A 25,196-nucleotide genomic window follows, 5' to 3' on the forward strand; every position below is an offset into this window, starting at 1 on the left:
GGACCGTGAGCAGCTGTGGGTGCCGACCGGTAGCGTCGCGGCCATGACAGCGATCGCGTTCGAGCAGGTCCGCAAGGAGTACCCCGACGGGACCGTGGCCGTGGCCGACCTGTCACTGGAGGTGCGCGAACACGAGCTGCTGGCCCTGGTCGGCCCCTCCGGCTGCGGCAAGTCGACCACCCTGCGGATGGCCAACCGGCTGGTCGAACCGACCTCCGGCCGGATCCTGCTCGGCGGCGATGACGTCACGCACGTGGACGCCGTCGCCCTGCGCCGCCGGATCGGCTACGTGATCCAGAACGTCGGCCTGTTCCCGCACCGGACGGTGGAGCAGAACGTCGCGACCGTGCCCCGGCTGCTCGGCTGGGACCGGGCCCGCACCCGAGCCCGGGTCGGTGAGCTGCTGGAGCTGATGGGCCTGGAGCCCGGCCGGTACGCCAAGCGCTACCCGCACGAGCTGTCCGGCGGCGAGCGGCAGCGGGTCGGGGTGGCCCGCGGCCTGGCGACCGACCCGCCGGTGCTGCTGATGGACGAGCCGTTCGGCGCGGTCGACCCGGTGGGCCGGCGACGGTTGCAGGCCGAGTTCCGCCGGATCCACAGCGAGATCGGCACCACCGTCATGCTGGTCACCCACGACGTGGACGAGGCGGTCCAGCTGGCCGACCGGGTCGCGGTGTTCAGCCGCGGCGGCCACCTGGAACAGCTGGACGAGCCGGTGCGGGTGCTCACCGCCCCGGCGAGCCCGGCGGTCGCCGATCTGGTCGGCAAGGACGCGGCCACCCGGCTGCTCGGCCTGGGCACGGTGGAACGCGGCGACCTGCGCGAGATCGCCCTCGGTGAGGACCTGCCGGTCGACCCGCGCACCGCGGTCCGGATCGGCAGCCCGTTGGCGGAGGCGTTCACCGCGCTGGCCGAGGCCCGGACCGGGGCGGTCCCGGTGCTGGACGGCGACGCGACGGTGGGCATCCTGGACGCCGACGGGGTGCTGCGCGCCCTGCGCCGGATCATCGACGACGGCGCCGACCTGGCACCCGTCACCGAGTCCGCCTGACCCACCCCGCGCCGCCGGGCCCGACGGATGGGTAGCCTGACCGGGTGACCACGACGATCGGACTCGCCACCTGCGCCGCTCTGCCCGACCTGGACCCGGACGACCACCCGCTGGTGGAGGAGCTGAGCCGCCGCGGACACGACGTGCGGCCGGTGGTCTGGAACGACCCCACCGTGACCTGGTCCGACTTCGACCTGGTCGTGGTCCGCTCCACCTGGGACTACACCGAGCACCCCCGTGACTTCCGCTGGTGGGCCGAGCGGGTCACCTCCGGCTCCAAGCTGCTCAACCCGGCCTCGGTGATCAGCTGGAACATCGACAAGCAGTACCAGCGCGCCCTGGACACCGCCGGGCTGCCGATCGTGCCCACCATCTGGCTGGACCCGGAGCGCAACTTCAACGCCCGCGCGATCCACACCCGGTTCCCGGCGTTCGGCGACTTCGTGATCAAGCCCACCGTCAGCGCCGGCGCCCGGGACACCGGCCGGTACGCCGCCGGCGTCACCAACTCCCGCGCCCAGGGGATCATGCACGCCAAGCGGCTGCTCGACTCCGGCCGGCACGTGATGGTCCAGCGCTACCTGCGCCAGGTGGACGAGGTCGGCGAGACCGCGCTGGTCTACCTGGACGGCGAACTCTCACACGCCGTGCGCAAGGAGCCGCTGCTCACCGGCCCCTACGAGCAGGACGAGATGGCCGGTGTCCTCTACAAGGAGGAGGTCATGACCCCGCGCGAGGCCTCCGCGGCCGAGCTCGAGGTCGGCCGCCGGGTGATCGAGGCACTGCCCGGCCTGATCCGCGGGGTGGACGGCCCGCTGGCCTACACCCGGGTCGACCTGGTGCCGGACGATGACGGCAACCCGGTGGTGCTGGAGCTGGAACTGATCGAGCCGTCGCTGTTCTTCGCCCAGGCGCCGCAGGCGGTGACCCGGTTCGCGGACGTGGTGGAGTCGCGGCTCTGAGCCGGCCCGCCGGAGCTGCGGCTGTGCGCTCCGACGGACCGTCCGCTCAGCCGAAGCGGGTGATCGAGCGCTGCCGGTACTCCTCGCCGACCAGGACGTTGACCGTGACGTCCGCCTGCTGCCCGCTCTGGACCAGCCCGTGCCAGTTCGCCAGCCCGGCCGCGTCGGCACCCCGGACGAACAACAGCCGGTACTGACCGTCGACGTGCCGCTGGGCGTGCTCCGGGTTGCGCAGGACGCCACGGGCGACGGCCGCGCTTGCTTAGTGGCATGCGCGGACAACGGCAGGGATCAGTTATCGCCCGCGGTTCCGTCTGCGGCGGGACCGTTGTCGTGCACCGTCGACCCCGACCGCCTCGGAGGTGAGGTCGTCGATGGCGACGACGGGGAACGGGCTCTTCGTCACCAGGGGCATGATCAGCGGCTCGCTGGTAACGACGGCACCGAGTACCTTGATCTTAGTGTCTGGGGAAAGGCCCAGGTCGGCAGCAACGATGGCGATGTTGTCTCGGAGCCAGTCGATCCGTCGCGAGTGGAGCTCGACAGTTGATCTCTTGCCGTCCTTTCCAGTGAAAAGCTTCGCGACCTCATTGGCGATCTCCGCTGGCGTGCGGGCGACCTCGAAGTCTTTGGCTTCAACGGCGACGACGGCGTTGCTGGCCTCATGGAACGCGAAGACGTCGATGTCGCCGATGTCATTGCCGTCCGGTCCGACCACTCGCCTCTTTCCGAATTTCTTCACCGAAAGACGAGTGGCGAAGCCGAGACGATCTAGCTTACGAGCGACCCGTTCCGCGAACTGGTCGTTGATTCGACGTCGTGTCTGGAGATGAATCTGATCATCTCGTCGGTCTCGGCCCGCCCTTGGAGTCGACCGGAGAGAAGGTTGTCGACCCAGAATGGTCCAAGCCGGTAAAGTGACCGGAAGCCGAAAACAAGATCTGACCCCTGTCGGACGACGGGTCTGCGGACGTACGACTTGTCTCGGTTGAAGCGCCACGGCACCGCGTCGTTTCCGATCGACATGAACGACGGCCTGGGGCCGAGCGTAATCTTGTCGAGAACCCCACCCACGGTCTCTCGGGTGAGACCCCTGCTCCTCGAGATCTCGGTGATGGCGCGCGTTCGTTCGACGCGATTCACGCGGTCGGCGACGCCGAGATCCAGTAAAGCCCCGCATACCTCGCGCAGCTCCTCGAAAGTGAATCCGAACTCTGCACGCATAGCTTCGGCGCTCATTGCGAGGAAATCGTCAAAATCGAACTGGCTCGGTTCGTCGGTCGGCTCGTCGGATTGGGCCTCGCGAATAGATCGGAAGCCAGAGTTTGCCGTGTACGTTTCCAACGCTTGATGAACCGGGTGGTCCGGTTCTACTCCGAGGCGCCCGGACTCGAGGATCGACACCTCGAAGTCCGCCAAGCCATGATGGAGGAAATCCGACGCCGTTCCTCTCTCGGCGATCTCCCTCGCGATGCTGAGTAGTCCGTAGTAGTCGCGTGTCTGGACCTGCTCGGTGCCGATTGGCGGACGCGCTGCCACGTACTCGATCAGGAACCGGTTGGCGCGCTGCGCAGACGAGCTCGCCTTGCGCTCCTCAACGAGATCGGTGGCTGCCTCAGAAATCGCCCCGAAGCACGCAATTCGCGACCGAAGCACGATGTCGAGGAACTTGGCGTTATGGAGGAGCGATTCGTTCTGCGCGATGAGGTACTCGAGAAGGCCGCGGGGCTCGTAGGCGACAATCTCGCTTTCGAGGCGCTCAAAGAGGTATTTGACCGCCGCGTTGAGGGCAGCGACGCGATCTTTCCCGTTTAAGACGCCTATCGGCAAGCTGGCACCTGACGGCAACCGCAGCCAGTTGCCCAGGTCATCGAGCAGTTGCGCGGTCACTTGGGAGTGTCCTGTCAGTGGGCGCGGCAACTCTTTCGCCCACATGTCGGGTGCCTGGCCTTGATCGAAAGCGTTGAGCATGCGCTTTGCTCCGCACGGCGCGACCCGATCCAGGATTGCTGGCAGATCGGAGGTCGCTACAGCGAACAGGTTTTCCAGTAGTGCCAACACGAGCTCGCGCTCGGCATCATTGTCTCTTTCCTGCAAGAGAGCGACGAATGTCTCGGTGATCTCGAAGACAAAGCCATTGGCACGGCTGGACACACGCACTGCAGGAACGGACTGCGAGCAGTCGCTCGGCCTTCGCCATGCCTCGGGTGAGGAGAGCTTGAGCACAACTTCGGCGCTCGGGTTCGTCGTCGGCACGCCGCCGACGTAGTTCGCGCATTCCCAGATCCAAAAGGCAGCGCACTCCATGAGCTCGGCCTCGACACCCACCGGCCCGTTGTCGTCCAGGTCGACAGTTATGAAGACGCTGGCCGCGGACAGCTCGACCACATAACCCTGGAAAGGGCTGCGTGGGTCAACAACATAGATGCCGGTTCCGTCGCTTCGGTATCGGCGCCGGGCTGGGACGATGATCTTGGGGTCAACCGGCGGGATCACTCCGTGTGCGTCGATCTCGAGTTGGTACTTGGCGCGAGGCGTAAGTGCCTCTCCGGTCTGGAATACTGTCATGCTCGGTTGTGGCCCGTCCGAGAGGTAGAACGACTTATCATGCCCCTCGTAGACGCTGAACTCGTCGAGGATGTCGGTTACCCATGCATTTCCGGGACGCCTATCCTGCGCTTCGGCGAAGAGGAGTAGGCCAAGAGCCCCATCAGGTTCGTGATGAAGTATGACCTCGAGATCGTCTGACCTGATGATGAGCATCGGGTCAGCGCCGTCGATGTTAGGAACACCCCAGAACGCGGCTCCACCTGGGCTGTCTGTTATGACAAGGTGCAGAAGCGTCGAGGCGCTCGAGTACGTGAGCCGCTCCTCGGGCGCCATCAGGTAAGCGAGGCGCGCCAGAGCCGCCCCGGTGTCGCGCATGTGGTCCCAGACGCTGATATCCCAGTCGGTCAGCGGGTCGGTTGCGAGTACGACATGCAGGTCGCGTCTGCCATCGATCGGCAACAGGTACCGGGTGACCACATCGTCCTCTTGGAGGAGAACTGCGGTGCTGTTTCGGTCGAGCAGGCGCATGACGCGAAAGCGCGCGGCAGTTCGCCATCTCCGTCCTAGTTCCTCGAGCTGGCCGGCTTGCTTCGCGAACCGCAAGAAATGAAAGCGTATCGTCACAAGCAGATCGAGAGGGAGTACCACCCGGTACCCGTCGTCCAGGCGGAGGAATGGGTACATATAGAGTCGGTCATCTGTGATGTCGTCTTCACAGGGTTCGGTGAGGGTGCCCGGATCGAGCGCGAAGGTGTCGATGACCATGCGTAGCCACGGCTCGTACGAGTCGAGGTCGTCGCTCGAGATGAACGCAGCGGAAGCTAGTTCTTTCAGTTTCGCGGCTCCGGGAACGTCGACGGGCGTCCGTGCGGAGCCCCGCGGCAGGGTGCCACGCTGGAGGCCGGCCCGGCTCAACACAAGGTCGCTGACGATGAGCAGGCCGTGGACCAGTAGGTATGCTGGCTGGTAAAGGTCGTTGTCAACCCAAGGTTCACGAAGCATCGCGTCGATCAGACTCTTGACGTCGGCCACTGCATGGTCTCCGCTGCCCGGCGAGACAAGGTATGGTCCGCCGGCGAAATCGATGCTCTGCACAAGGACCTCAGAGTAGGGATCTTCTTGGCGAAGGACATCCGGACCGCCGACGTCGTCGGTCTTCAGCAGTGCGCGGACAGCGCTGGAACTCGCGGCGGAGATCTCCCGGTCCTCAAGCGCCATGCCGAGAGCCGCCATGCGGTGCAGACGTAGGTATCTCGACGCGTTCTCCGGGAGCAGCATCAAGGCGGACGCCGCAGCAACTACGGACGGCCCGTCGACGGTGTGCGGGACGTTGTCGGTACGGATACCTGCTATGATGAGATTGTTGCATTCGATGCCAGCGGGCCCCAATCGGTGCGTTCTCCTCGAGCAGTAGAACTGGCCACAGCCCCCCAGCCCCACAGCCCACCGGTCGACGCCAAGATCTTGTGCGAGGCTGTTCCCCACCGCAATGATTGGGTGCGCCGAGGCCTGTCACGGTGTCCGCTGAGACATGTAGACAAGACAACCTGGCCCCAGAAGGGCTGGGCGGTGTGCCCGAGCAGACCAGCAGCGCGGCAGCTCCGGTTCGCCGTTCTTGGGGCTTGGTGATCCCCGGTCGCTATCGCTGGCGATCACCACGGCAGCATCGACCGCCTGGGTGAGCACGTGGACGAGTAGACGGAGCGCGATGCTGGAGACCGAGCCTTTCTCTTCCCGGCTACGGACGCAAGCAACCGAACGTAGGTAACGTGCTCAGTTCAGTTCTGCACCATGAGCGACCATGGGGATGGCCGATGACCGCGCCGCTTTGGCCGGGCCAAGACGAGAAGCGAACCGGCCCCAGCATCGAGATGCTGGGGCCGGACTGGGGTGGCTAACGGGACTTGAACCCGCGACCCCCTGGACCACAACCAGGTGCTCTACCTACTGAGCTATAGCCACCATCGCCCTTGCGGGCCTGGACGAGTGTAGCGGGTGCAGGGCCGTGCTGAGGAATCGGCCGATGTCGCCGACGTCACTCCGGCCGGGTGGCGGCCAGGTGGGCGGCGGCGACCGAGCTGGCGGCGACGTCGGCGGCGATCGACTTGGCGGTCTTGGAGTCCGGGCCGGGCTGGGGGACCAGCAGCGCGGCACGGTAGTAGCGCAGCTCGTCGATGCTCTCCAGGATGTCGGCGAGTGCGCGGTGGCCGCCGTTCTTCTTCGGGGAGTTGAAGTAGACCCGGGGGTACCAGCGGCGGGCGAGCTCCTTGATCGAGGAGACGTCGATCACCCGGTAGTGCAGGTGACCGATCAGGCCGGGCATGTCGCGGTCGAGGAAGACCTTGTCGGTGCCGACCGAGTTGCCGGCCAGCGGGGCCTTGCCCGGCTCGGGGACCCAGGTGCGGATGTAATCGAGCACCTGCTGCTCGGCGGCGGCGAGGGTGGTGCCGGCGGCGAGCTCGTCGATCAGCCCGGAGGTGGTGTGCATGGTCCGGACGAAGTCGCCCATCTGCGCCAGGGCCTCGGCGGGGGGTGCGATCACCACGTCCACGCCGTCGCCGAGCACGTTCAGCTCGGAGTCGGTGACGACGGCGGCGACCTCGACCAGCGCGTCGTGCACGGAGTCCAGGCCGGTCATCTCGCAGTCGATCCACACGATGCGGTCGGCGCTGCCCTGCTGGTTGTTGACGGTGCTCACGGGGGCCAGCCTACGTCCGAAGCGGCTCCGGGCATGGAAGAGGCCGGGGTCGTCGCGTGGATCGGGTGCGACGACCCCGGCCGGGTCCGGTGCTCAGCGCAGCGCCTCCACCAGGGGAGCGCGCAGGCCGTTGCCGAACCATGCCGGTCGCGGGGACGGATCCGGCGGATGCTGGTGCCGGTCGGAGTGCCGGGCGCGGACCGGGGTGGTGCGCGCCCGGTCGGCGGCCCGCAGGGAGGCGGCGAGCCGCTCCTGCTGGTCGAGCCGGTGCAGGTCGAAGGTGCTGATGGGGTGCATGGTGGTGGGTCTCCTGTGCTGGGACAGCGGGGGTCTGGCCGGACCCCGGGACTCACCGCGGTGTGACTCCAGGAGAACACCGACCACCCACACGGGTCACCCGAATATCGACTGTGGTTGAACTGTCAACTATGATCGGATGATGCCCACCGACCCGCGCTGGCTCAGCCCGGCGGAGCTGCGTGCCTGGACCCGGCTGGAGGCGGTGGCCGAACTCCTGCCCGGGGCGCTGGACCACCAGCTACAACGGGATGCGGGGCTGTCGCACTACGACTACCTGGTGCTGGCGAAGCTCTCCGAGGCGCCGGACCGGACGCTGGCGATGACCCGGCTCGCCGCGGCGACGAACGCCAGCCTGCCCCGGCTGTCCCACGTCGCCACCCGGCTGGAGGCCCGCGGGCTGCTGCACCGCCGCCGCAGCCCCGGGGATCGGCGCACCACCCTGGCGACGCTGACCGAGGACGGCTGGGCGACGGTCCTGGCCACGGCGCCGGGTCATGTCGCCCAGGTGCGCCGGCTGGTGATCGACCGGCTCAGCTCCGAGCAGGTCGAGCAGTTGGACGCGATCGCGCTGGCGGTGCTGACCGCGCTGGACCCGGACGGGCGGCGCGCGCCCCGGTGTGCCGCCGTCCAGGAGGCCGCGGCGCCGGGTCGGAGCTGACCCGGCGCCGCACCGGATCAGTCGTCGTTGTACTTCGTGCCCTTCGGGACGGTGATCAGGATCGACGCCAGCGCGACCAGGGTCAGCACCAGGTTGAAGATCATCGCCACCGACGCGGCCTGCCGGACGCCCTGGTTGTCCAGGGTGCCCTGGGTGGCCAGCACGGTGCCGAGCCAGCTCGCCCCGGAGCCCGCCATCGAGGAGAAGATGGTCAGCGACACCGCCGCACCGACCGCGGATCCCAGCGAGGACGCCATCTTGTAGATGCCCGACCCGGCGCCGGTCTGGTCCGCCGGGAGGTTGGACAGCGCCGCGTCGGTGGACGGGGTGGCGTAGAACGCCAGGCCGATGCCGAACAGGCAGTACGCGATGATCGCCAGCACCTGGTACTGCCCGACCAGCAGGTTGGTCGGGATCAGCAGGATCGCCGACAGCGCCACGATCAGCGTGCCCCAGATCATCGGCTTGCGCGGACCGTAGGCGCGCAGCAGCTTCTCGCCCACCCGGATCAGGCCGATGATGAACACCGCGTAGCCGATGGTCAGCACCGAGGCCTTCAGCGGGGTGTAGCCCTTGTCGGACATCTGGAACAGCTGCTGGGAGACCATCAGCAGGCCGATCGTGCAGTTCAGCAGGAAGTTCGACAGCGTCGCGCCGGAGAACGTCTTGTTCCGGAACAGGGCGAAGTCGATGAACGGGTTGTCGGAGTTGCGCTTCTCCAGGGTCACGAAGACCACCGCGGCGACCACCCCGACCACCGCGAGGATCCAGATCACCGGCGAGCCCCAGCCGATCTGTCGGCCGAAGATCACCACGATCATGAACGCCAGGGTCATCGCCATGAACGCGACCAGGCCCGGCACGTCGAACTTCTTGCGGACCGTCGACTCGACCTTGCTCTCCGGCGCCCCGAGCATCAGCACGATCGCGATCACCGAGACCACGATCGACAGCACGAAGATGTACCGCCAGTTCAGCGTGGTGGCGATGATCCCGCCGCAGAGCGCGGACAGCCCGGAGCCGCCCCAGGAGCCGATCGACCACATCGACACCGCGCGCTGCCGGTCGGCGCCGTCCCAGTAGGCCCGCAGCAGCGCCATGGTCGAGGGCATGATGCACGCGGCGGACAGGCCCTGGATCACCCGCCCGGTCAGCATCAGCGGCAGGGCGAGATCGCCGGCCGCCACCACGACGAACAGCGAGCCGACGATGCCGAGCACGTTGCCGGCGATCGCCACCCGCAGCCGGCCGACCTTGTCGGCCAGACCGCCCATCAGCACGATGAACAGCCCGGAGAACAGCGCGGTGATCGACACCGCCATGTTCATCGCGGAGGCGGAGATGTGCTCGGCGCCGGCGTTGATGTCGGCGAGCACGTTGGGTGCGACGGTGCCCATCGACCCGGCGAACAGCCAGAAGGTCAGGACACCGAGCACGATGCCGGTCAGCAGCTTCGCACTGCCGCGGTAGCCGGTCGTCGTCGGGGCGGGGGAGGTGGCGGAACTCATCATGCGTCCTTGGAGAGGTAGGCCAGGGCGGCCACGACGACCGCCTCGGTGCCGGCGGTCAGGGTCGGCTGCTGGACCGGGGCGAAGAAGGGGGAGTGGTTGGGCGCGGCCTGGCCGGCGGCCGGGAAGCCGCCGAGCCCCCAGTAGGTGTACGGCGTGCCGAAGGCGTCCGGGATCCGGCTGAAGTCCTCGCTGGCGGACAGGGCGTCCATCGTGAACACCCGGTCGCCGAAGTGCGCCTCCATCGCGGCGCGGACCGTCGCGGTGGTGCCGGGGTCGTTGCGGGTGAGCGGGAACTGGTCGTAGTACTCGAAGGTCGGCGGCTCCGGTGCGCCGGAGGCCTCGCACTCGGCGCGCACGATCCGCTCGATCGCGGCCAGCACCCGGCTGCGGACCTGGTCGGAGTAGACCCGGGTGTTCACCAGCAGGGTGGCCCGGTCCGGGATGATGTTGCTCTTGGTCCCGGCGTTCAGGGCACCGACGGTGACCACCGCGGGCTCACCGGGGGCGATCTCGCGGGCGACGATGCCCTGGAGCCGCTGCACCACCGCCGCGGCGAGCACGATCGGGTCGACGCCGAGCTGCGGCATCGACCCGTGGCTGCCCGCGCCGTACAGCGTGATGCGGATCGAGTCGGCGGCGGACAGCACCGGCCCGTCCGTCATGCCGATCCGGCCCGCCTCGTGACCGAGCACGTGCTGGGCGAGGGCGACGTCCGGGCGCGGGATCGCCCCGGTCAGGCCGGCGTCCAGCATCGCCTGCGCACCGGCGGCGGTCTCCTCGGCGGGCTGGAACAGGGCGATGAAGGTGCCGCTCCACGGGCCGCGGGTGGCGGCCATCAGCTCCGCGGCGCCGAGCAGGGTGGTGATGTGCACGTCGTGCCCGCAGGCGTGCATCACCCCCACCGTGTTGCCCTGCTCGTCGACGGCGGTGTCCGTGGAGGCATAGGGCAGGCCGGTCTGTTCGGTGACCGGGAGCCCGTCGATGTCGGCGCGCACCAGGACCGTCGGGCCCGCGCCGTTGGCCAGCACACCGACCACGCCGCCGCCGATCGGCGTGACGTCGTAGCCGAAGGAGGTCAGCCGCTGGGCGATCTCGGCGGCGGTCCTGGTCTCGTGCGAGCTGAGTTCGGGGTGCTGGTGGAGGTGGACGTAGAGCTCCTCCTGCCACTGCCGCGTCTGGGCGAGCGGGGCGAGGACCTCGGTGACCGCTGTCATGGGCGTCATCGCTTTCGATGGTCGGATCTGTCGGGCCGCGACGTCCCGAGTGTTCGATCCATCGCGAGACCCGGGTTGGCACGGCATCCGGGGCCGCTTACGGTGGAGGTCGAACCGATCGCCGGGCCCCGGGACGTTGGTCCTGATTCGCTCGATTCCGCGGAACGGCGGGAAATCGGTCGGGACGGACGAACCCCGGGAGGCGATCGGCCGTCGCAGCGCTCGCGGTGACCGGACGGGACCTCACGCTAGGAATCCGGCAGCCGTCTCGGGCCCTTGCGATAGAAACGCGCACTGAAGGTGGTTCTGATGACGGATGTGACGATCGACGACCTCGATCTGCGGCTGATCGACGCACTGCAGTCCCGGCCGCGGGCCTCGTGGACCTCGCTCGCGTCCGTGCTGGGCAGCAGCGCGGTCACCCTCGCCCGGCGCTGGGAACGGCTGCGCGAGACCGGCGCCGCCTGGATGACCGTGGCACCCGATCTGTCCACCGGCTACGGCTCGCTCGCGATGGGCATGGCGCTGGTGGAGGTCCAGGTCCGCACCGGCACCCTGCACACCACCGCCGCGGAACTCGCACTCTGCCCGGAGATCGCCACCCTGGAGCTGACATCCGGCGGCCGGTCGCTGATGCTCACCGTGATCGCCGGCGACGGCGACGACCTGGCCGACTTCCTGCTCAACACCCTGGAGTCGATGCCCGGCGTCACCCAGGTCCGCACCCACCCGGCGCCCCGCACCGTGATGGACGCCTCCGGCTGGCGACTGCACTCCGCCGACCGGGCCCGCCAGCCCGGCGTGGACGGCCCGCACCGCCCGGTGCCGCATCACGCGCTGGCCTCCGCCGTCGCCCGCGAGCTCGCCCGGGACGGCCGGGCCACCGCCGCCGAGGTCGCCGCCACCCTGGGGCTGAGCACCCGGACCGCCCGGGCCGCCATCGCCGGGCTGGTCGCCTCCGGCCGGATCCGGTTCCGCACCGAGATCGCCCGGCCGCTGTCCGGCTGGCCGGTCTGCTCCTGGTACCTGATCCGGTCCACCCCGAGCCGCCGGGACGCGGTCGGTCGCCGGCTGAGTCAGCTGCGCGAGGTGCGGGCCGTGATGCAGACCGTCGGCACCACCGACCTGGCCGTCGTGGTCTGGATGCGCAGCCTGACCGACGTCCAGGACCTGGAACTGCAGATCGAGGAGATGCTGCCGGACGTCGTGATCGAGGACCGGGCGCTGGTGTTCCGGACCGTCAAGATCATGGGCCGCCTGCTGGACGCGGACCAGATGGCCACCGGCTTCGTCCCGCTGCCGGCCTACCTGGAGCCCGCCCGGGGGCGCACCGGCTGAGCAGCCGCGCCGCGTAGGCTTGGCCCATTGCCTCCGTAGCTCAATGGATAGAGCAACGGCCTTCTAATCCGTCGGTTGCAGGTTCGAGTCCTGCCGGGGGCGCGCCGCAGAATGTTTGGCCCTCGCGCCCCGCACAGGCGAGGATGCCCCTGTGAACACGCAGGCGGCGGGCGCGAACGGCGACATCCTGGACCGCCCGCGCACGGCCGCCGCCCTCGCCGAGGCGATGGCCGACCTGCTGCGTGACGTCCGGGCCACCGTACTGCCGCTGGACATCCCCGGCGTCGCGGCCGCCCGGGACTCGCGCACCCGCCTGATCGACCAGCTCGCCGACCACCTGGTGCCCCGGCTGCAGACCCTGAGCGCCCCGGCCGTGGTCGTGGTGGCCGGGTCGACCGGGGCCGGGAAGTCGACGATCGTGAATGCCCTGGTCGGGGAGGAGGTCAGCCCGGCCGGTGTGCTGCGGCCGACCACCCGGCGACCGGTGCTGGTGCACCACCCGCTGGATGCCGAGCTGCTGACCGGGCACCCGGTGCTGGACGCGGTGCAGGTCGAGGTCTCCGATCAGGTGCCCCGCGGGATCGCGCTGCTGGACGCACCGGACCTGGACTCGGTGGAGGAGGCCAACCGGCGGGCGGCCGGGCGGCTGCTGGAGGCGGCGGACCTGTGGCTGTTCGTCACCACGGCGGCGCGCTACGGCGATGCGCTGCCCTGGCGGGTGCTGGACGGGGCGATGGCCCGGGGCGCGTCGGTGGCGATGGTACTCAACCGTGTCCCCGCCGACTCGTTGCCGACCGTGCGCGCCGATCTGATGCAGCGGCTGCGCGAGCACGGGATGCAGGGGTCGCCGCTGTTCGTGGTCGCCGATGCCGGTCCGCTGGACGGGCCGCTGGACCCGGTGGCGGTGGCGCCGGTGCACCGCTGGCTGGCGATGCTGGCCGGGCCGGACCGGGCGCGCAGTGTGATCGCCCGGACGCTGCGCGGTTCGCTGGCGGCGCTGCGGCCGTGGGTGGACGAGCTGGCCGAGGCGGTGCAGGCCCAGGTCGAGGCGGCCGGGGAGCTGCGCGCCGGGCTGGGTTCCGCCCTGGACCCGGCGACCCGGGAGGCGCGGGAGACGGTGGCCCGCGGGACGGTGGGGCACGGCGGGGCGCAGGCGCGCTGGGCCGAGCTGACCAGCCCGGGCGCCGCGCTGGACGGGGTGCTGCGCGGGTCGGGCAAGCCGGACCGATCGGCGGGCCGGGGCCGGGAACGGTCGACGGCGGTGGCGCCGCTGGTCGACGAGCTGATCCGCTCCGCCCGGGACGTGTTCACCGCGATCGGCCAGGGCGCCGAGCGGGAGCTGCGCGACTGGCTGCGCGCCGGGCCGGCCGGCGGGCGCTGGCTGGACGAGGTCTGGGACGGCGAGCAGCGGGCCGGCCGGCGGTCGGAGCAGGCCGAGCAGGCAGCCCGAGACTGGGCGAGCAGCCCGGCGGCGCTGATCGCCCCGACCGCAGAGCCGGGTGCCGACCGAGCCCGGCGCCGGGAGCTGGCCCGCCAGTCGCGCCGGGTCGCCGCCGCACGGCGGGCGCTGGGCGACCAGGGACTGCACGCCGTCCTGCTGGCCGCCGCCGCCGGGGTCGAGGGCGCCCAGACCTTGGTGGACTCGCTCGCCGGTGCGGCGGCCGCCCCGGCGGTGACCGCACTGCGTGACCGGCTGGCCGAGGCCGCTGCCCGGGCGGTCGCCGCCGAACGGGACGCCGCCGGACAGGCGCTGGACGTTCCGGACCTGGCGGAGGACGCCGCCTCCACGCTGCGACTGCGGCTGGCCGTGATCAAGGGGCTGACATGAGCGCACAGGACGACAGCGGCCGGCTGACCGCCCGGCTCACCCGGCTGGAGGAGGCGCTGGCGGTGGCCGGCGACCGGATCGACCCGGCGGTGGTCGCCCAGGTCCGCCGGATCGACGACCAGGTGCGTGACCGGCTGGCGCTCGGGGTGGACCACACGGTGGTGGCCCTGCTCGGCGGCACCGGGTCGGGCAAGTCGAGCGTGTTCAACGCGATCGCCGGGCTGGAGTTCGCCGAGGTGGGGGTGCGTCGGCCCACGACCTCCCGGGCCGCCGCGTGCGTCTGGGGCGCCCGGGGCGGCGCGCTGCTGGACTGGCTGGAGGTCGACCCGGACCGCCGGATCGAGCGGGAGAGCGCGCTGGACGGCGACACCGAGGCCCCGTTGCGCGGGTTGGTGCTGCTCGACCTGCCGGACCACGACTCGGTCGACGACCGGCACCGGGAGACGGTGGACCGGCTGCTGCCGATGGCCGACCTGCTGGTCTGGGTGGTCGATCCGCAGAAGTACGCCGACGATGCCCTGCACTCGGGCTACCTGCGCGGGCTGGTCGGCCACGAGGGCGCGATGTTGGTGCTGCTCAACCAGATCGACCTGGTGCCGGCCGAGCAGCGGGATGCGCTGGTCGCGGACGTGGCGCGCTTGATCGAGGAGGACGGGCTGACCGGGGTCCCGGTGCGGGCACTCTCCGCTCGGACCGGTGCGGGGATCGCCGAGCTGCGCGACCTGCTGGCCGACGTGGTCGGCGGCCGGTCGCTGGCCGCCCGGCGCGGGTCGGCGGAGATCGCCGACGCCGCGGCGCTGGTGTCCGCGCAGCTGGCCGAGTCCGAGCCGGGGGATGCTGCGCTGGAGGTGGCGCCGGTGGCCGACCGGCTGGCCGAGGCGGCCGGACTGCCGGCGATCGCGGATGCGGTGGCCGCCGCGGTCCGGGGTGGCGCGGTGCCGGTGCCCGGGTTCGTCCGGGTGCAGTCTGGGACCGTGGAGTCCGCCCGCGCCGACTGGCTGGACCGCGCGGTGGGCACCATGCCCACCCGGTGGGCGGCGGCGGTGCGGGACCGGGTCGGCTCGGTGGCGACGATCCGGCAGGCCGCCGACGACGCCCTGGGCGAGGTGGCGGTGGTGGTGCGCCGGTCGGTGTCCGCGGCGGTGTGCGTGGCGCTGGCGGCGGTGTGCGGGCTGGCCGCGGTGGCGATGGCGTCGATCGGGGCCGGTCAGGTGTTGGCCGGTGGAGCGTGGTCCGATCTGCTGGTGCCGGAGGGGATCACGGTCGCGGCGGGTGTGGTGCTGGCGGTGCTGTTGCTGGTGATCGGCGTCCGGGCCCGGCGGCGTGCCGCGCTGCGGCGTGCGGAGCGGGTGCGGCAGGACGGCCGGGCGGCGCTCGGCTCGGTGGCCCGGCGGTGGCTGGCCGATCCGGCAACCGCGGTGCTGGCCGAGCACCGGCGGGTGCGCGAGCTGGTGGCGGCGGCGGCCCGCGACTGAGCGGTGTCCGCTTGTCCACAGCGGCGCCCGACCGCTGGTGGTCCCCAGATGCGTGTCCGGGGTGGTGACCGGCGCGGCGGCCGCGGCTGAACTGGGCCTCCGAGCCGATCCGACCGGGACCGGCGGGCAGGAGGAGCAGACATGGCACCCAAGGACGTGAACGTCACCGTGATCGGCTGGGTCGGGACGAACCCCCGGTTCTACCCCGCGGAGGGCCGCTCGGTGGCCTACACCCAGTTCCGGATGGGCCACACCCAGCGGGAGCTCGACCGCAACACCGGCGAGCTCTCCGACGGCCCGACCAGCTGGTTCACCGTGAAGTCCTTCCGGGACATGGCGGTGAACGTCTCCGAGTGCATCCGGCAGGGCGACCCGGTGGTGGTGCACGGCCGGCTGCAGATCGAGGAGTGGCTGGGCGCCGAGGAGCAACTGCAGCGCACCCCGGTGGTGATGGCCGAGGCGATCGGCCCGGACCTGCGCTGGGGCACCACCCGGTTCCGCCGGACCGTGCGTCCGGCCGGCGCCGACCCGGACGCCCCCGATGGCCAGCCGGTGGCCCGGATCGCCCCGGCCGAGGACGGGGACGCGGGGCAGGAGGACGAGTTGCCGCACGCGATGGGCGGATGACCGGCGGATCGGACCGGACGCGGTCGCGGTGATCGCCTAGGCTGGGTCACCGCGGCCCGGACCGGCGTCGCCGGTGCCCCGCGCACCGGCAGACCCCGACACCCGGCGCCGTCCCTGATCCCACGAGCACACCGAGGCGGACGAAGAGCGTTGGCTGAGTTCATCTACACCATGTACAAGGCGCGGAAGGCGCACGGCGACAAGGTCATCCTGGACGACGTCTCGCTGAACTTCCTGCCCGGCGCGAAGATCGGCGTCGTCGGCCCGAACGGTGCCGGTAAGTCGACCATCCTCAAGATCATGGCGGGGCTGGACCAGCCCTCCAACGGTGAGGCGCGGCTGAGCCCGGGCTACACCGTCGGCATCCTGCAGCAGGAGCCGCCGCTGAACGAGGAGAAGACGGTCCTCGGCAACATCCAGGAGGGTGTGGCCGAGATCAAGGGCAAGATCGACCGCTTCAACGAGATCTCCGCGCTGATGGCGGAGCCGGATGCCGACTTCGACGCCCTGATGGCCGAGATGGGCGAGCTGCAGGAGGCCATCGACGCCGCCGACGCCTGGGACCTGGACTCCCAGCTGGAGCAGGCGATGGACGCGCTGCGCTGCCCGCCGCCGGACGCCGACGTCACCGTGCTCTCCGGTGGTGAGCGCCGCCGGGTCGCGCTGTGCAAGCTGCTGCTGGAGCAGCCGGACCTGCTGCTGCTCGACGAGCCCACCAACCACCTGGACGCGGAGAGCGTGCTCTGGCTGGAGCAGCACCTGGCGACCTACCCCGGCGCCGTCCTGGCCGTCACCCACGACCGGTACTTCCTGGACCACGTCGCGGAGTGGATCTGTGAGGTCGACCGCGGCCGGCTGTACCCGTACGAGGGCAACTACTCCACCTACCTGGAGAAGAAGCAGGCCCGGCTCGAGGTGCAGGGCAAGAAGGACGCCAAGCTCGCCAAGCGGCTGAAGGACGAGCTCGAGTGGGTCCGCCAGTCCGCGAAGGGCCGCCAGGCCAAGTCGAAGGCCCGTCTGCAGCGCTACGAGGAGATGGCCGCCGAGGCGGACCGCACCCGCAAGCTCGACTTCGAGGAGATCCAGATCCCGCCGGGCCCGCGCCTGGGCAACCTGGTGCTGGAGGCCACCGACCTGGAGAAGGGCTTCGGCGACCGCAAGCTGATCGACGGCCTGAGCTTCACGCTGCCGCGCAACGGCATCGTCGGTGTGATCGGCCCGAACGGTGTCGGCAAGACCACGCTGTTCAAGACGATCGTCGGGCTGGAGCCGCTGGACGGCGGCGAGCTCAAGGTCGGCGAGACGGTGAAGATCTCCTACGTCGACCAGTCCCGCGGCGGCATCGACCCGAAGAAGACCCTGTGGGAGGTGGTCTCCGACGGGCTCGACTTCATCAAGGTCGGCAACGTGGAGATGCCGTCCCGCGCCTACGTGGCCTCCTTCGGCTTCAAGGGCCCGGACCAGCAGAAGCCGGCCGGCGTGCTCTCCGGCGGTGAGCGCAACCGGCTGAACCTGGCGCTCACGCTCAAGCAGGGCGGCAACCTGCTGCTGCTCGACGAGCCCACCAACGACCTGGACGTCGAGACCCTCGGCTCGCTGGAGAACGCCCTGCTGGAGTTCCCGGGCTGCGCCGTCGTGGTCTCGCACGACCGGTGGTTCCTGGACCGGGTGGCGACGCACATCCTGGCCTACGAGGGCACCGAGGAGAACCCGTCCGCCTGGTACTGGTTCGAGGGCAACTTCGCGGCCTACGAGGAGAACAAGGTCGCCCGGCTCGGTGCCGACGCGGCCCGCCCGCACCGGGTCACCTACCGCAAGCTAACCCGCGACTGAGCACCCCACCGCCGGGCGCGTTCCGCAGGGGGACGCGCCCGGCGGCGTGTGGGACCGAGGGCGGCAGGGGAGAGGACGAGAGATGGCCCGACTGCGGGTGCCGGTGCAGCTGCGCTGGTCCGACGTGGACGCCTACGCGCACGTGAACAACGTGGCGATGCTGACGATCCTGGAGGAGTCCCGGATCGAGGTGTTCTGGGCCAGCCCGCCCTCGGTCGACGACGAGGACCGCCGGCCGTGGCCCACCGCCGTGATCGACGCCGGCCCCGGGGCGGAGACCTCGACCCTGGTCGCCCGGCAGCAGATCGAGTACCTCGCGCCGCTGGCCTACCGGCGCGCCCCGGTGATCGTGGAGATGTGGCTCGGGCACCTGGGCGGCGCCAGCATGGACGTCTGCTACGAGGTCAAGGACCCCGGCGAGGACGGCACCGTGTACGCCCGGGCCGAGACCACCGTGGTCCTGGTGGACGCCGCCACCGGCCGGCCCCGGCGGCTGGGCGAGGTCGAGCGGGCGGCGTGGTCGCCCTACGTCGAGGAGCCGGTGCAGTTCCGGCACCGGGGGCGCTGAGCGGGCCTCGGTGGCACGCCGCTCCGTGAACGGTCACCGGTCCGTGCGTGCCTGCTCCGCCACCTCCGCCGCGTGCGCGATGTTGCGCTGCATCCCGCCGAACACCACGCTGTGGAACGGGTACACCGCCCACCAGTAGAGCTGCCCGGCCAGCCCGCGCGGGTGGAACACGGCCCGCTGGGCGTAGACCACCGGCGGGGTGGTCCAGCCGTCGCCGTCCGGCTCGGCACCGTCCTCGGCCCCCGGGGCGCCCGCCGTTCCCGGGTGCTCCGCGCTCTCGACCCGCAGCTCCAGCCAGGCCAGCCCGGGCAACCGCATCTCGGCGCGCAACCGGATCAGTTCGCCGGGCGCCACCTCCTCCACCCGCCAGAAGTCGACGGCGTCGTCCACCAGCAGCCGGCGGGGATCCCGGCGACCGCGCCGCAGCCCCGGGCCCCCGGCCAGCCGGTCCATCAGGCCCCGTACCCGCCACGCGAGCGACCAGGAGTACCAGCCGCGCTCGCCGCCGACCGCCTCCAGCACCCGCCACAGCGCCGCGGGCGAGGCGTCCACCCGGGTGCGGCGTTCGTCGACGTACAGCGAGCCGCCCGCCCAGTCCGGGTCGCTCGGCAGCGGTTCGCTCGGCGCGCCGGGCACCCCGGCCGACGACCAGCGGGTGACCACGGCGGCCTCGTGGATCCGGGCCAGCGCCAACCGCACCGCCCGGTCGAACCCGATCAGGCCGTGCGGCGGGTCCGGCACGTACTCGGCGATGTCGTGCTCGTGGCAGACCACCTCGTGCACCAGCGACTCGACCAGCGGCCGGGCGATCCCGTTCGGCACCGGGGTGACCAGCCCGACCCACAGGCTGGACAGCTTCGGGGTGAGCACCGGGACCGGGACGATCAGCCGCCGGGGCAGTCCGGCCACCGCGGCGTAGCGCTGCATCATGTCCCGGTAGGTCAGTACCTCCGGCCCGCCGATGTCGAACGCCCGGTTGATCTCCGGCGGCAGGGCGGCAGCACCCACCAGGTAGCGCAGCACGTCCCGCACCGCGATCGGCTGGATCCGGTTGTTCACCCACCGGGGCACGGTCATCGCGGGCAGCCGCTCGGTCAGGTAGCGCATCATCTCGAAGGACGCCGACCCGGAGCCCAGGATGACCGCGGCTCGGAGCACGGCGGTGGGGACACCACTGTCGAGCAGGATCTGCCCGACCTCGGTGCGGGACGCCAGGTGCGGGGACAGCTCCTCGTGCTCCGGGGCGAGCCCGCCCAGGTAGACCAGTCGCCGGACCCCCGCCTCCCGGGCGGCCCGGCCGAAGGTGCGGGCGGTGTCCCGGTCCCGTTGCTCGAAGGTGCGGCCGGTGCCCATCGAGTGGATCAGGTAGTAGGCGACATCGGCGCCCTCCAGCGCGGCCCGGATCTGCTCCGCGTCGCCGGCATCGGCGGTGACCGTCTCGACGTCGGAGTACCAGGGCCGCCCGCGCAGCCGTTCCGGGTGCCGGGCGATCGCGCGCACCCGGTAACCGGCCGCCAGCAGTTCGGGCACCAACCGGCCGCCCACGTAGCCGGTGACCCCGGTGACCGCGACCAACGGCGCGTCCGGGCGGGGCCGCCCATCCGGGCCGGTGCCGGGCACCAGCCCGGTCAGGGTGTCGGCGACCGGAGCCGGCCGCAGGTCGTCGGGGGACAGGTCCGGGAACTGCGGGTCGGAGCGGTCTGCCATCCCGGCAGTCTGCGTGCGCCGGCCTCATGCCGCACCCCGGGCCCGCCCCGCACCCCGGACCCGCACGCCGCCCACCCGGACCCCGGACCGCCCGGGCCCCCGACCGCCGACCGGCCGGACCCCCGACCACCACCCACCCGGACCCGTGACCCCCGCCACCCGCCTGAGTTCGTTACTCCAGCATCGACTTCGGGTGCGGGGTGACCGAACTGGGCGTCGGAGTGACGAACTCGGCACCAGGGCAGGCGGCGCACGCCGGTCAGCTCAGCAGCTCCAGGGTGCGTTTCTCGGCCACCGCCTGGGACCGGGTCGGCGCGATCGTGCTGCCGTGTTCCCACAGGTCGATCACCCGGGGGTCGATGTAGGAGGCGCGGCAGACCGCGGGGGTGTTGCCCAGCTCGGAGGACACGTCCTTGACCATCGCCGCGACCACCTTGCGCCGGGCACGTTCGGAGGCCGGCGCCGGACCGGCATCGGCGAGCGCCCGGGCGGCGAGCACCGTCGCGTGCCAGGTGCGGAAATCCTTGGGCGAGGCGTCGTCGCCGAGCCGCTGCTTGACGTCCGCACCGACCTCGGCGGAGACCACGTCGTGCCAGCCGTCCTCGTCCCGCCAGGCCAGCAGCTCCGGTCCGCCGCCCCGCCGCCGGAGCAGGGTGCCGATCAGCTCGGCGACCTGGGCGTCCTCGACCACCACGTCCCGGATCTGGCCCGACTTGGCCGGGTAGCAGAAGTGCACCCGGGTGTCGTCGAGCACCTCGACGTGCTCCCGGCGCAGGGTGGCCAGACCGTAGGAGCCGTTCCGCTGGGCGTAGCCCTCGCCGCCGGCCCGGAAGTACGCCAGGTCGAGCAGCCGGAACGCCAGCGCGAGAGCCTTGGCGCGGGGGAAACCGGGCAGGGCCAGGTCGCGGCGGACCGAGCGCCGGGCGGCGGGCAGCCGGCGGCCGACCTCTAGCACGTGATCGTGCTTGAGCCGGTCGCGGCGGGCGCGCCACTGGGCGTGGTACAGGTACTGGCGGCGCTGGGCGTCGTCGAGTCCGGCGGCCTGGATGTGGCCGTTGGGCAACGGGCAGATCCACACGTCCTGCCAGGCGAGCGGGATGGCGAGGCCGGTGATCCGTTCCAGGTGGGTGGCGTCGGTGATCCGTTGCCGGTCCAGATCCAGGTACAGGAAGCCTCGTCCGGCCCGTCGCCGGGTCCAGCCCGGGGAGTCGATCCGGACACGTCGCAGTCTCACCACGGGCGACACCCTGCATCGCGCCGCCGCGGCCCGCCACCGCAGGTCACCCCGGTGGCGGATCGAGTACCCGGGCGAGGGCATCGGCCAGCTGCCCGGGGTCGTGCCACAGCGGCAGCCGCAACCGCTGTCGGTGACCCTCGTACGGGGAGAACGCGGGGCCGGCCGCCAGCCGTACCCCGGCCGCCTGGGCCCGGGTCGCCAGCTGCACGGTGTCCTGGCCGGTGTCCACCCACAACCCACTGCCGCCGTCCGGGGCCGACCAGGTCCAGTGCGGGGCGGTGGCGTGCAGGGTCTCGGCGGTGAGCCGGTACTGGCGGTCGAGCAGTTCGCGGCGGTGGGCGCGCAGCTCGGCGGTCCGGGGCAGCAGCAGCGCGACGGCGAGTTGGTCGGCGACCGCGGAGCCGAGGTCGACGGCGCTGCGGGTGGCGGTCAGGCTCCGGATCACCGGCGGGTCCGCCCGCACCCAGCCGATCCGCAGCCCGCCCCAGAACAGTTTGGAGGTGGTGCCGATCGTGATCAGGCGGGTCGGGTCGGTCCGGGCGTCCATCCCGCCGAGCCGTCCGGAGCGGATCCGGGGCAGGTCGGCGCAGGACTGGTCGTCGACCACCAGCGTGCCGTGCCGGTCGGCGAGCCGGCCGATCTCGGACCGGTGGGCGCGGCCGGTGTGCACGCCGGTGGGGTTGTGCAGGGCGGTCTGCAGGTAGAGCAGCCGGGGGCGGTGCGCCAGGGCGGCGGCGAGCAGGCCGGTGTCGACGCCGTGCGGGCCGGTGGGCACCGCGCGGACCCGGGCACCGGCGGCGCCGAACACACCGAGCGCCCCGCGGTAGGTCGGGTCCTCGGTCACCACGGTGTCCCCGGCGCCGATCAGGGTCTGGGCCACCAGCCAGACCGCCTGTTGCGAGCCGGAGGTCACCAGCAGCTGGTCGGCCGTGGTGGGCACACCGTCGGCGGTGAGCTGGGCCGCCAGCGCCTCGCGCAGGTCGGGCAGCCCGGCCGGGAAGTAGCCGTCGCGGTGGGCGTACCGGTGGCCGATCAGCTCGGCGACCTGACCGAAGACCTCCGGCACTCCGGGCGCGGCGGGGAGTGCGCCGCTGGACAGGTCGATCTGCTCCGGAGCGGCGGTGAACGAGCTGAGCCGGCCACCGTCCCGGGCCCGGCGGTGCTGCCCGGGGCGTTGGACGAAGGTGCCGGAGCCCTGGTGGGAGACGACCAGCCCGTCGTCGATCAGCAGCCGGTACACCCGGTCGACGGTGCCCCGGGCCACCCCGAGGGCGCCGGCGGTGGCGCGTTGGGCCGGCAACCGGGTCTCGGCGGGCAGGGTGCCGTCCTCGATCAGGTCGGCCAGGGCGGAGCGCAGCGCCTCGGCCGGCCCGGTGCCGGGGTCCTGCCAGTGTCCGAGCAGCCGGACCAGCTCGGCCGTGCCGATCTGTGCCGCCATGCTGCCGAGGGTAGTCCGGCGCCCACCTGCGGTGATGGACCACTCCGGGCGAACTGGTCCATTGCGCTGCCCGGCCGGCGGCCGACACTGGCCGTGACGAGGGACGAGGAGGTCCGAGATGACGACGGTGGCCCTGATCGGGACGCTGGACACCAAGGGCGAGGAGTACCGCTGGCTGGCGGCGGGGCTGGAACGTGAGGGCGTGCGCGCGCTCACCATCGACGTCGGGCCGCTGTCCGACGCACCGGCGGAGGTGAGCTCGGCCGCGGTGGCCGAGGCGGCCGGGACGACCACGGCGCAGCTGCGGGCGGCCGGTGACCGCGGCGGTGCACTGACCGCGATGGCGGAGGGCGCCGCGGTGGTGCTGGCCGACCTGTACCGGCGCGGGGAGGTGGACGGGGTGCTGGCGGTCGGCGGCTCGGGCGGCTCCTCGGTCGCGGCCCGGGCGATGCAGGCGCTCCCGGTCGGTGCGCCGAAGCTGCTGGTCTCCACGATGGCGTCCGGGGACGTCTCGCCCTATGTCGGTGAGTCGGATGTGACCCTGATGTACTCGGTGGTCGACATCGCCGGGATCAACTCGCTGTCCGAGCAGGTGCTCGGCAACGCGGTGGCGGCGATCGCCGGGATGGCCCGGGCCGCGCACACCCGCCGCGCCGCACCCGACGGCGACCGGCACCGGCCGATGGTGGCACTGACCATGTTCGGCCTGACCACCCCGGCCTGTGACGAGGCGCGGGAGGAACTGGCCGGCCTGGGCTACGAGCCGGTGGTCTTCCACGCCACCGGCGCCGGCGGGCGGGCGATGGAGCGGCTGGCGGCGGACGGGTTCCTGGCGGGCGTGCTGGACCTGACCACCACCGAGCTGGCCGACGACCTGGTCGGCGGCGTGCTCAGCGCCGGGCCGGACCGGCTGACCGCCGCCGGGGCCGCCGGGGTGCCGCAGGTGGTCAGTGTCGGCGCGCTGGACATGGTGAACTTCGGGCCCGAGGCGAGCGTGCCGGCCACCTTCGCCGGGCGCCGGTTCCTGGTGCACAACCCCACCGTCACCCTGATGCGCACCACCGAGGCGGAACTGCGGACCCTCGGCGAGCGGCTGGCCGCCAAGGTCGCCGCCGGTCACGGCCCGCGCGCGGTGGTGCTGCCGCTGCGCGGTGTGAGCGGGATCGACATCGAGGGCGGCCCGTTCGCCGATCCGGCCGCCGACGCCGCACTGCTCGACGCGATCCGGACCGGCCTGGCCGGCACCGGCGTCCGCCTGGTCGAACGCGACCAGCACATCAACGACCCGGGCTTCGGCCGTGCTGCGGCGCGGCTGCTGCACGAGCTGATCACCACCCAGAACTGAGGAGGCACACCATGGACCGCACCCGGGCACTCGAACGCCTGCGGGCGACCGTCGCCGCCGGCCGGCCGATCATCGGCGGCGGGGCCGGCACCGGCATCTCCGCGAAGTCGGCGGAGGCCGGCGGGATCGACCTGCTGATCATCTACAACTCCGGCCGGTACCGGATGGCCGGCCGGGGCTCGCTGGCCGGGCTGCTGGCCTACGGCGACGCCAACGCGATCGTGATGGAGATGGCCGACGAGGTGCTGCCGGTGGTCCGGGACACCCCGGTGCTGGCCGGGGTGAACGGCACCGACCCGTTCCGGGTGATGGGCCGGTTCCTGGACGACGTGCAGCGGGCCGGCTTCACCGGGGTGCAGAACTTCCCGACCGTCGGGCTGATCGACGGGGTGTTCCGCCAGAACCTGGAGGAGACCGGGATGGGCTTCGACCTGGAGGTCGAGATGATCGCGGCCGCCCACGAACGCGATCTGCTGACCAGCCCGTATGTCTTCGACGTGGCGCAGGCGGTGGCGATGGCCGAGGCCGGGGCGGACGTCCTGGTGCCGCACATGGGCTTGACCACCAAGGGATCGATCGGGGCGGGCACCGCACTGACCCTGGACGAGTGCGTGGAGCGGATCCAGCAGATGCGCGATGCGGCGGTGCGGGTGAACCCGGACATCCTGGTGCTCTGCCACGGCGGCCCGATCGCCGAGCCCGCGGACGCCCAGTACGTGCTGGAGCGCACCAGCGGCGTGGTCGGCTTCTTCGGTGCCTCGTCGATCGAGCGGCTGCCCACCGAGGTCGCGATCCGGCAGCAGGCCGAGGCGTTCAAGGCGATCAGCGTCGGCGAGTGAGCGCCGGCGGCCCGGCC

Annotated in this window: 21 protein-coding genes and 2 tRNA genes; 12 read left to right on the plus strand and 11 right to left on the minus strand. The window is 71.6% G+C overall.

The window, feature by feature from the left end:
- The first annotated feature begins 43 nt into the window (after positions 1-43).
- A complete protein-coding gene (locus HGA03_RS08480) occupies positions 44-1,051 on the plus strand; it encodes an ABC transporter ATP-binding protein (protein WP_168629808.1) in 1,008 nt (335 codons plus the stop codon).
- Between the two features lie 44 nt (positions 1,052-1,095).
- Complete coding sequence (locus tag HGA03_RS08485; protein ID WP_168629809.1) at positions 1,096-2,013, plus strand: ATP-grasp domain-containing protein; 918 nt, start codon at positions 1,096-1,098, stop codon at positions 2,011-2,013.
- A 46-nt stretch (positions 2,014-2,059) separates the two neighbouring features.
- Here the strand turns inward: HGA03_RS08485 and HGA03_RS08490 are convergent, their stop codons facing one another.
- From HGA03_RS08490 to HGA03_RS08515, 6 genes are all read right to left on the minus strand, one after another.
- A complete protein-coding gene (locus HGA03_RS08490; RefSeq protein WP_168629810.1) occupies positions 2,060-2,197 on the minus strand; it encodes a hypothetical protein in 138 nt (45 codons plus the stop codon).
- Positions 2,198-2,308: 111 nt separating this feature from the next.
- A complete protein-coding gene (locus HGA03_RS08495) occupies positions 2,309-2,755 on the minus strand; it encodes a hypothetical protein (RefSeq protein WP_168629811.1) in 447 nt (148 codons plus the stop codon).
- 29 nt (positions 2,756-2,784) lie between these two features.
- Positions 2,785-6,048: a hypothetical protein gene (locus HGA03_RS08500; protein WP_168629812.1), complete on the minus strand. Its 3,264-nt coding sequence runs from the start codon at positions 6,046-6,048 to the stop codon at positions 2,785-2,787.
- A 401-nt stretch (positions 6,049-6,449) separates the two neighbouring features.
- Positions 6,450-6,525 (minus strand) — tRNA-His (locus tag HGA03_RS08505).
- A gap of 73 nt (positions 6,526-6,598) precedes the next feature.
- Positions 6,599-7,201: an oligoribonuclease gene (gene orn / locus HGA03_RS08510; RefSeq protein WP_203767267.1), complete on the minus strand. Its 603-nt coding sequence runs from the start codon at positions 7,199-7,201 to the stop codon at positions 6,599-6,601.
- 153 nt (positions 7,202-7,354) lie between these two features.
- The gene (locus tag HGA03_RS08515) at positions 7,355-7,558 is read right to left on the minus strand and encodes a hypothetical protein (protein WP_168629813.1); all 204 of its coding nucleotides are present in this window, start codon (positions 7,556-7,558) and stop codon (positions 7,355-7,357) included.
- 142 nt (positions 7,559-7,700) lie between these two features.
- Between HGA03_RS08515 and HGA03_RS08520 the strand changes: the two genes are divergently transcribed.
- The gene (locus HGA03_RS08520) at positions 7,701-8,219 is read left to right on the plus strand and encodes a MarR family winged helix-turn-helix transcriptional regulator (protein WP_168629814.1); all 519 of its coding nucleotides are present in this window, start codon (positions 7,701-7,703) and stop codon (positions 8,217-8,219) included.
- 17 nt (positions 8,220-8,236) lie between these two features.
- Here HGA03_RS08520 and HGA03_RS08525 read toward each other — a convergent pair whose 3' ends face one another.
- Entirely contained in the window at positions 8,237-9,727 is a 1,491-nt protein-coding gene (locus tag HGA03_RS08525; RefSeq protein WP_168629815.1) for an MFS transporter, read from the minus strand.
- Entirely contained in the window at positions 9,727-10,944 is a 1,218-nt protein-coding gene (locus HGA03_RS08530) for an amidohydrolase (protein ID WP_247602022.1), read from the minus strand. The genes HGA03_RS08525 and HGA03_RS08530 overlap by 1 nt, the downstream gene beginning before the upstream one ends.
- 309 nt (positions 10,945-11,253) lie before the next feature.
- Here HGA03_RS08530 and HGA03_RS08535 point away from each other — a divergent pair, with 309 nt between their 5' ends.
- The 7 genes from HGA03_RS08535 (at position 11,254) to HGA03_RS08565 (ending at position 18,613) form a co-directional block, all read left to right on the plus strand.
- Positions 11,254-12,282 (plus strand): Lrp/AsnC family transcriptional regulator, encoded by a 1,029-nt coding sequence (locus HGA03_RS08535; protein ID WP_168629817.1) that lies wholly within the window; start codon positions 11,254-11,256, stop codon positions 12,280-12,282.
- Between the two features lie 29 nt (positions 12,283-12,311).
- Positions 12,312-12,384, plus strand: a tRNA-Arg gene (locus HGA03_RS08540).
- Positions 12,385-12,433: 49 nt separating this feature from the next.
- Entirely contained in the window at positions 12,434-14,110 is a 1,677-nt protein-coding gene (locus HGA03_RS08545; protein WP_345719354.1) for a dynamin family protein, read from the plus strand.
- Positions 14,107-15,585 (plus strand): P-loop NTPase family protein, encoded by a 1,479-nt coding sequence (locus HGA03_RS08550; RefSeq protein WP_168629818.1) that lies wholly within the window; start codon positions 14,107-14,109, stop codon positions 15,583-15,585. The genes HGA03_RS08545 and HGA03_RS08550 overlap by 4 nt, the downstream gene beginning before the upstream one ends.
- Positions 15,586-15,726: 141 nt before the next feature.
- Positions 15,727-16,212: a single-stranded DNA-binding protein gene (locus HGA03_RS08555; protein ID WP_168629819.1), complete on the plus strand. Its 486-nt coding sequence runs from the start codon at positions 15,727-15,729 to the stop codon at positions 16,210-16,212.
- A gap of 150 nt (positions 16,213-16,362) precedes the next feature.
- Positions 16,363-18,045 carry an energy-dependent translational throttle protein EttA gene (gene ettA, locus HGA03_RS08560; protein ID WP_168629820.1) on the plus strand — a complete coding sequence of 561 codons (1,683 nt, stop codon included), beginning with the start codon at positions 16,363-16,365 and terminating at the stop codon, positions 18,043-18,045.
- Between the two features lie 82 nt (positions 18,046-18,127).
- Positions 18,128-18,613 (plus strand): acyl-CoA thioesterase, encoded by a 486-nt coding sequence (locus HGA03_RS08565; RefSeq protein WP_168629821.1) that lies wholly within the window; start codon positions 18,128-18,130, stop codon positions 18,611-18,613.
- A 33-nt stretch (positions 18,614-18,646) separates the two neighbouring features.
- Here HGA03_RS08565 and HGA03_RS08570 read toward each other — a convergent pair whose 3' ends face one another.
- From HGA03_RS08570 to HGA03_RS08580, 3 genes are all read right to left on the minus strand, one after another.
- Positions 18,647-20,320, minus strand: coding sequence for an SDR family oxidoreductase (locus tag HGA03_RS08570; protein WP_168629822.1), 1,674 nt, complete (start codon positions 20,318-20,320; stop codon positions 18,647-18,649).
- Between the two features lie 259 nt (positions 20,321-20,579).
- Positions 20,580-21,557, minus strand: a complete 978-nt coding sequence (locus tag HGA03_RS08575; RefSeq protein ID WP_168629823.1) for a DNA topoisomerase IB — start codon at positions 21,555-21,557, stop codon at positions 20,580-20,582.
- 43 nt (positions 21,558-21,600) lie between these two features.
- Complete coding sequence (locus tag HGA03_RS08580) at positions 21,601-22,995, minus strand: aminotransferase-like domain-containing protein (protein ID WP_168629824.1); 1,395 nt, start codon at positions 22,993-22,995, stop codon at positions 21,601-21,603.
- Between the two features lie 118 nt (positions 22,996-23,113).
- Between HGA03_RS08580 and HGA03_RS08585 the strand changes: the two genes are divergently transcribed.
- Both HGA03_RS08585 and HGA03_RS08590 read left to right on the plus strand, forming a co-directional pair.
- Positions 23,114-24,340 (plus strand): Tm-1-like ATP-binding domain-containing protein, encoded by a 1,227-nt coding sequence (locus HGA03_RS08585; protein WP_168629825.1) that lies wholly within the window; start codon positions 23,114-23,116, stop codon positions 24,338-24,340.
- Positions 24,341-24,351: 11 nt separating this feature from the next.
- A complete protein-coding gene (locus tag HGA03_RS08590; RefSeq protein WP_168629826.1) occupies positions 24,352-25,179 on the plus strand; it encodes a phosphoenolpyruvate hydrolase family protein in 828 nt (275 codons plus the stop codon).
- Positions 25,180-25,196 lie beyond the last annotated feature (17 nt).

The organism is Cellulomonas denverensis (genome assembly GCF_012396125.1).
In the GTDB taxonomy this organism is placed as follows: Bacteria; Actinomycetota; Actinomycetes; order Actinomycetales; family Cellulomonadaceae; genus Cellulomonas; species Cellulomonas denverensis.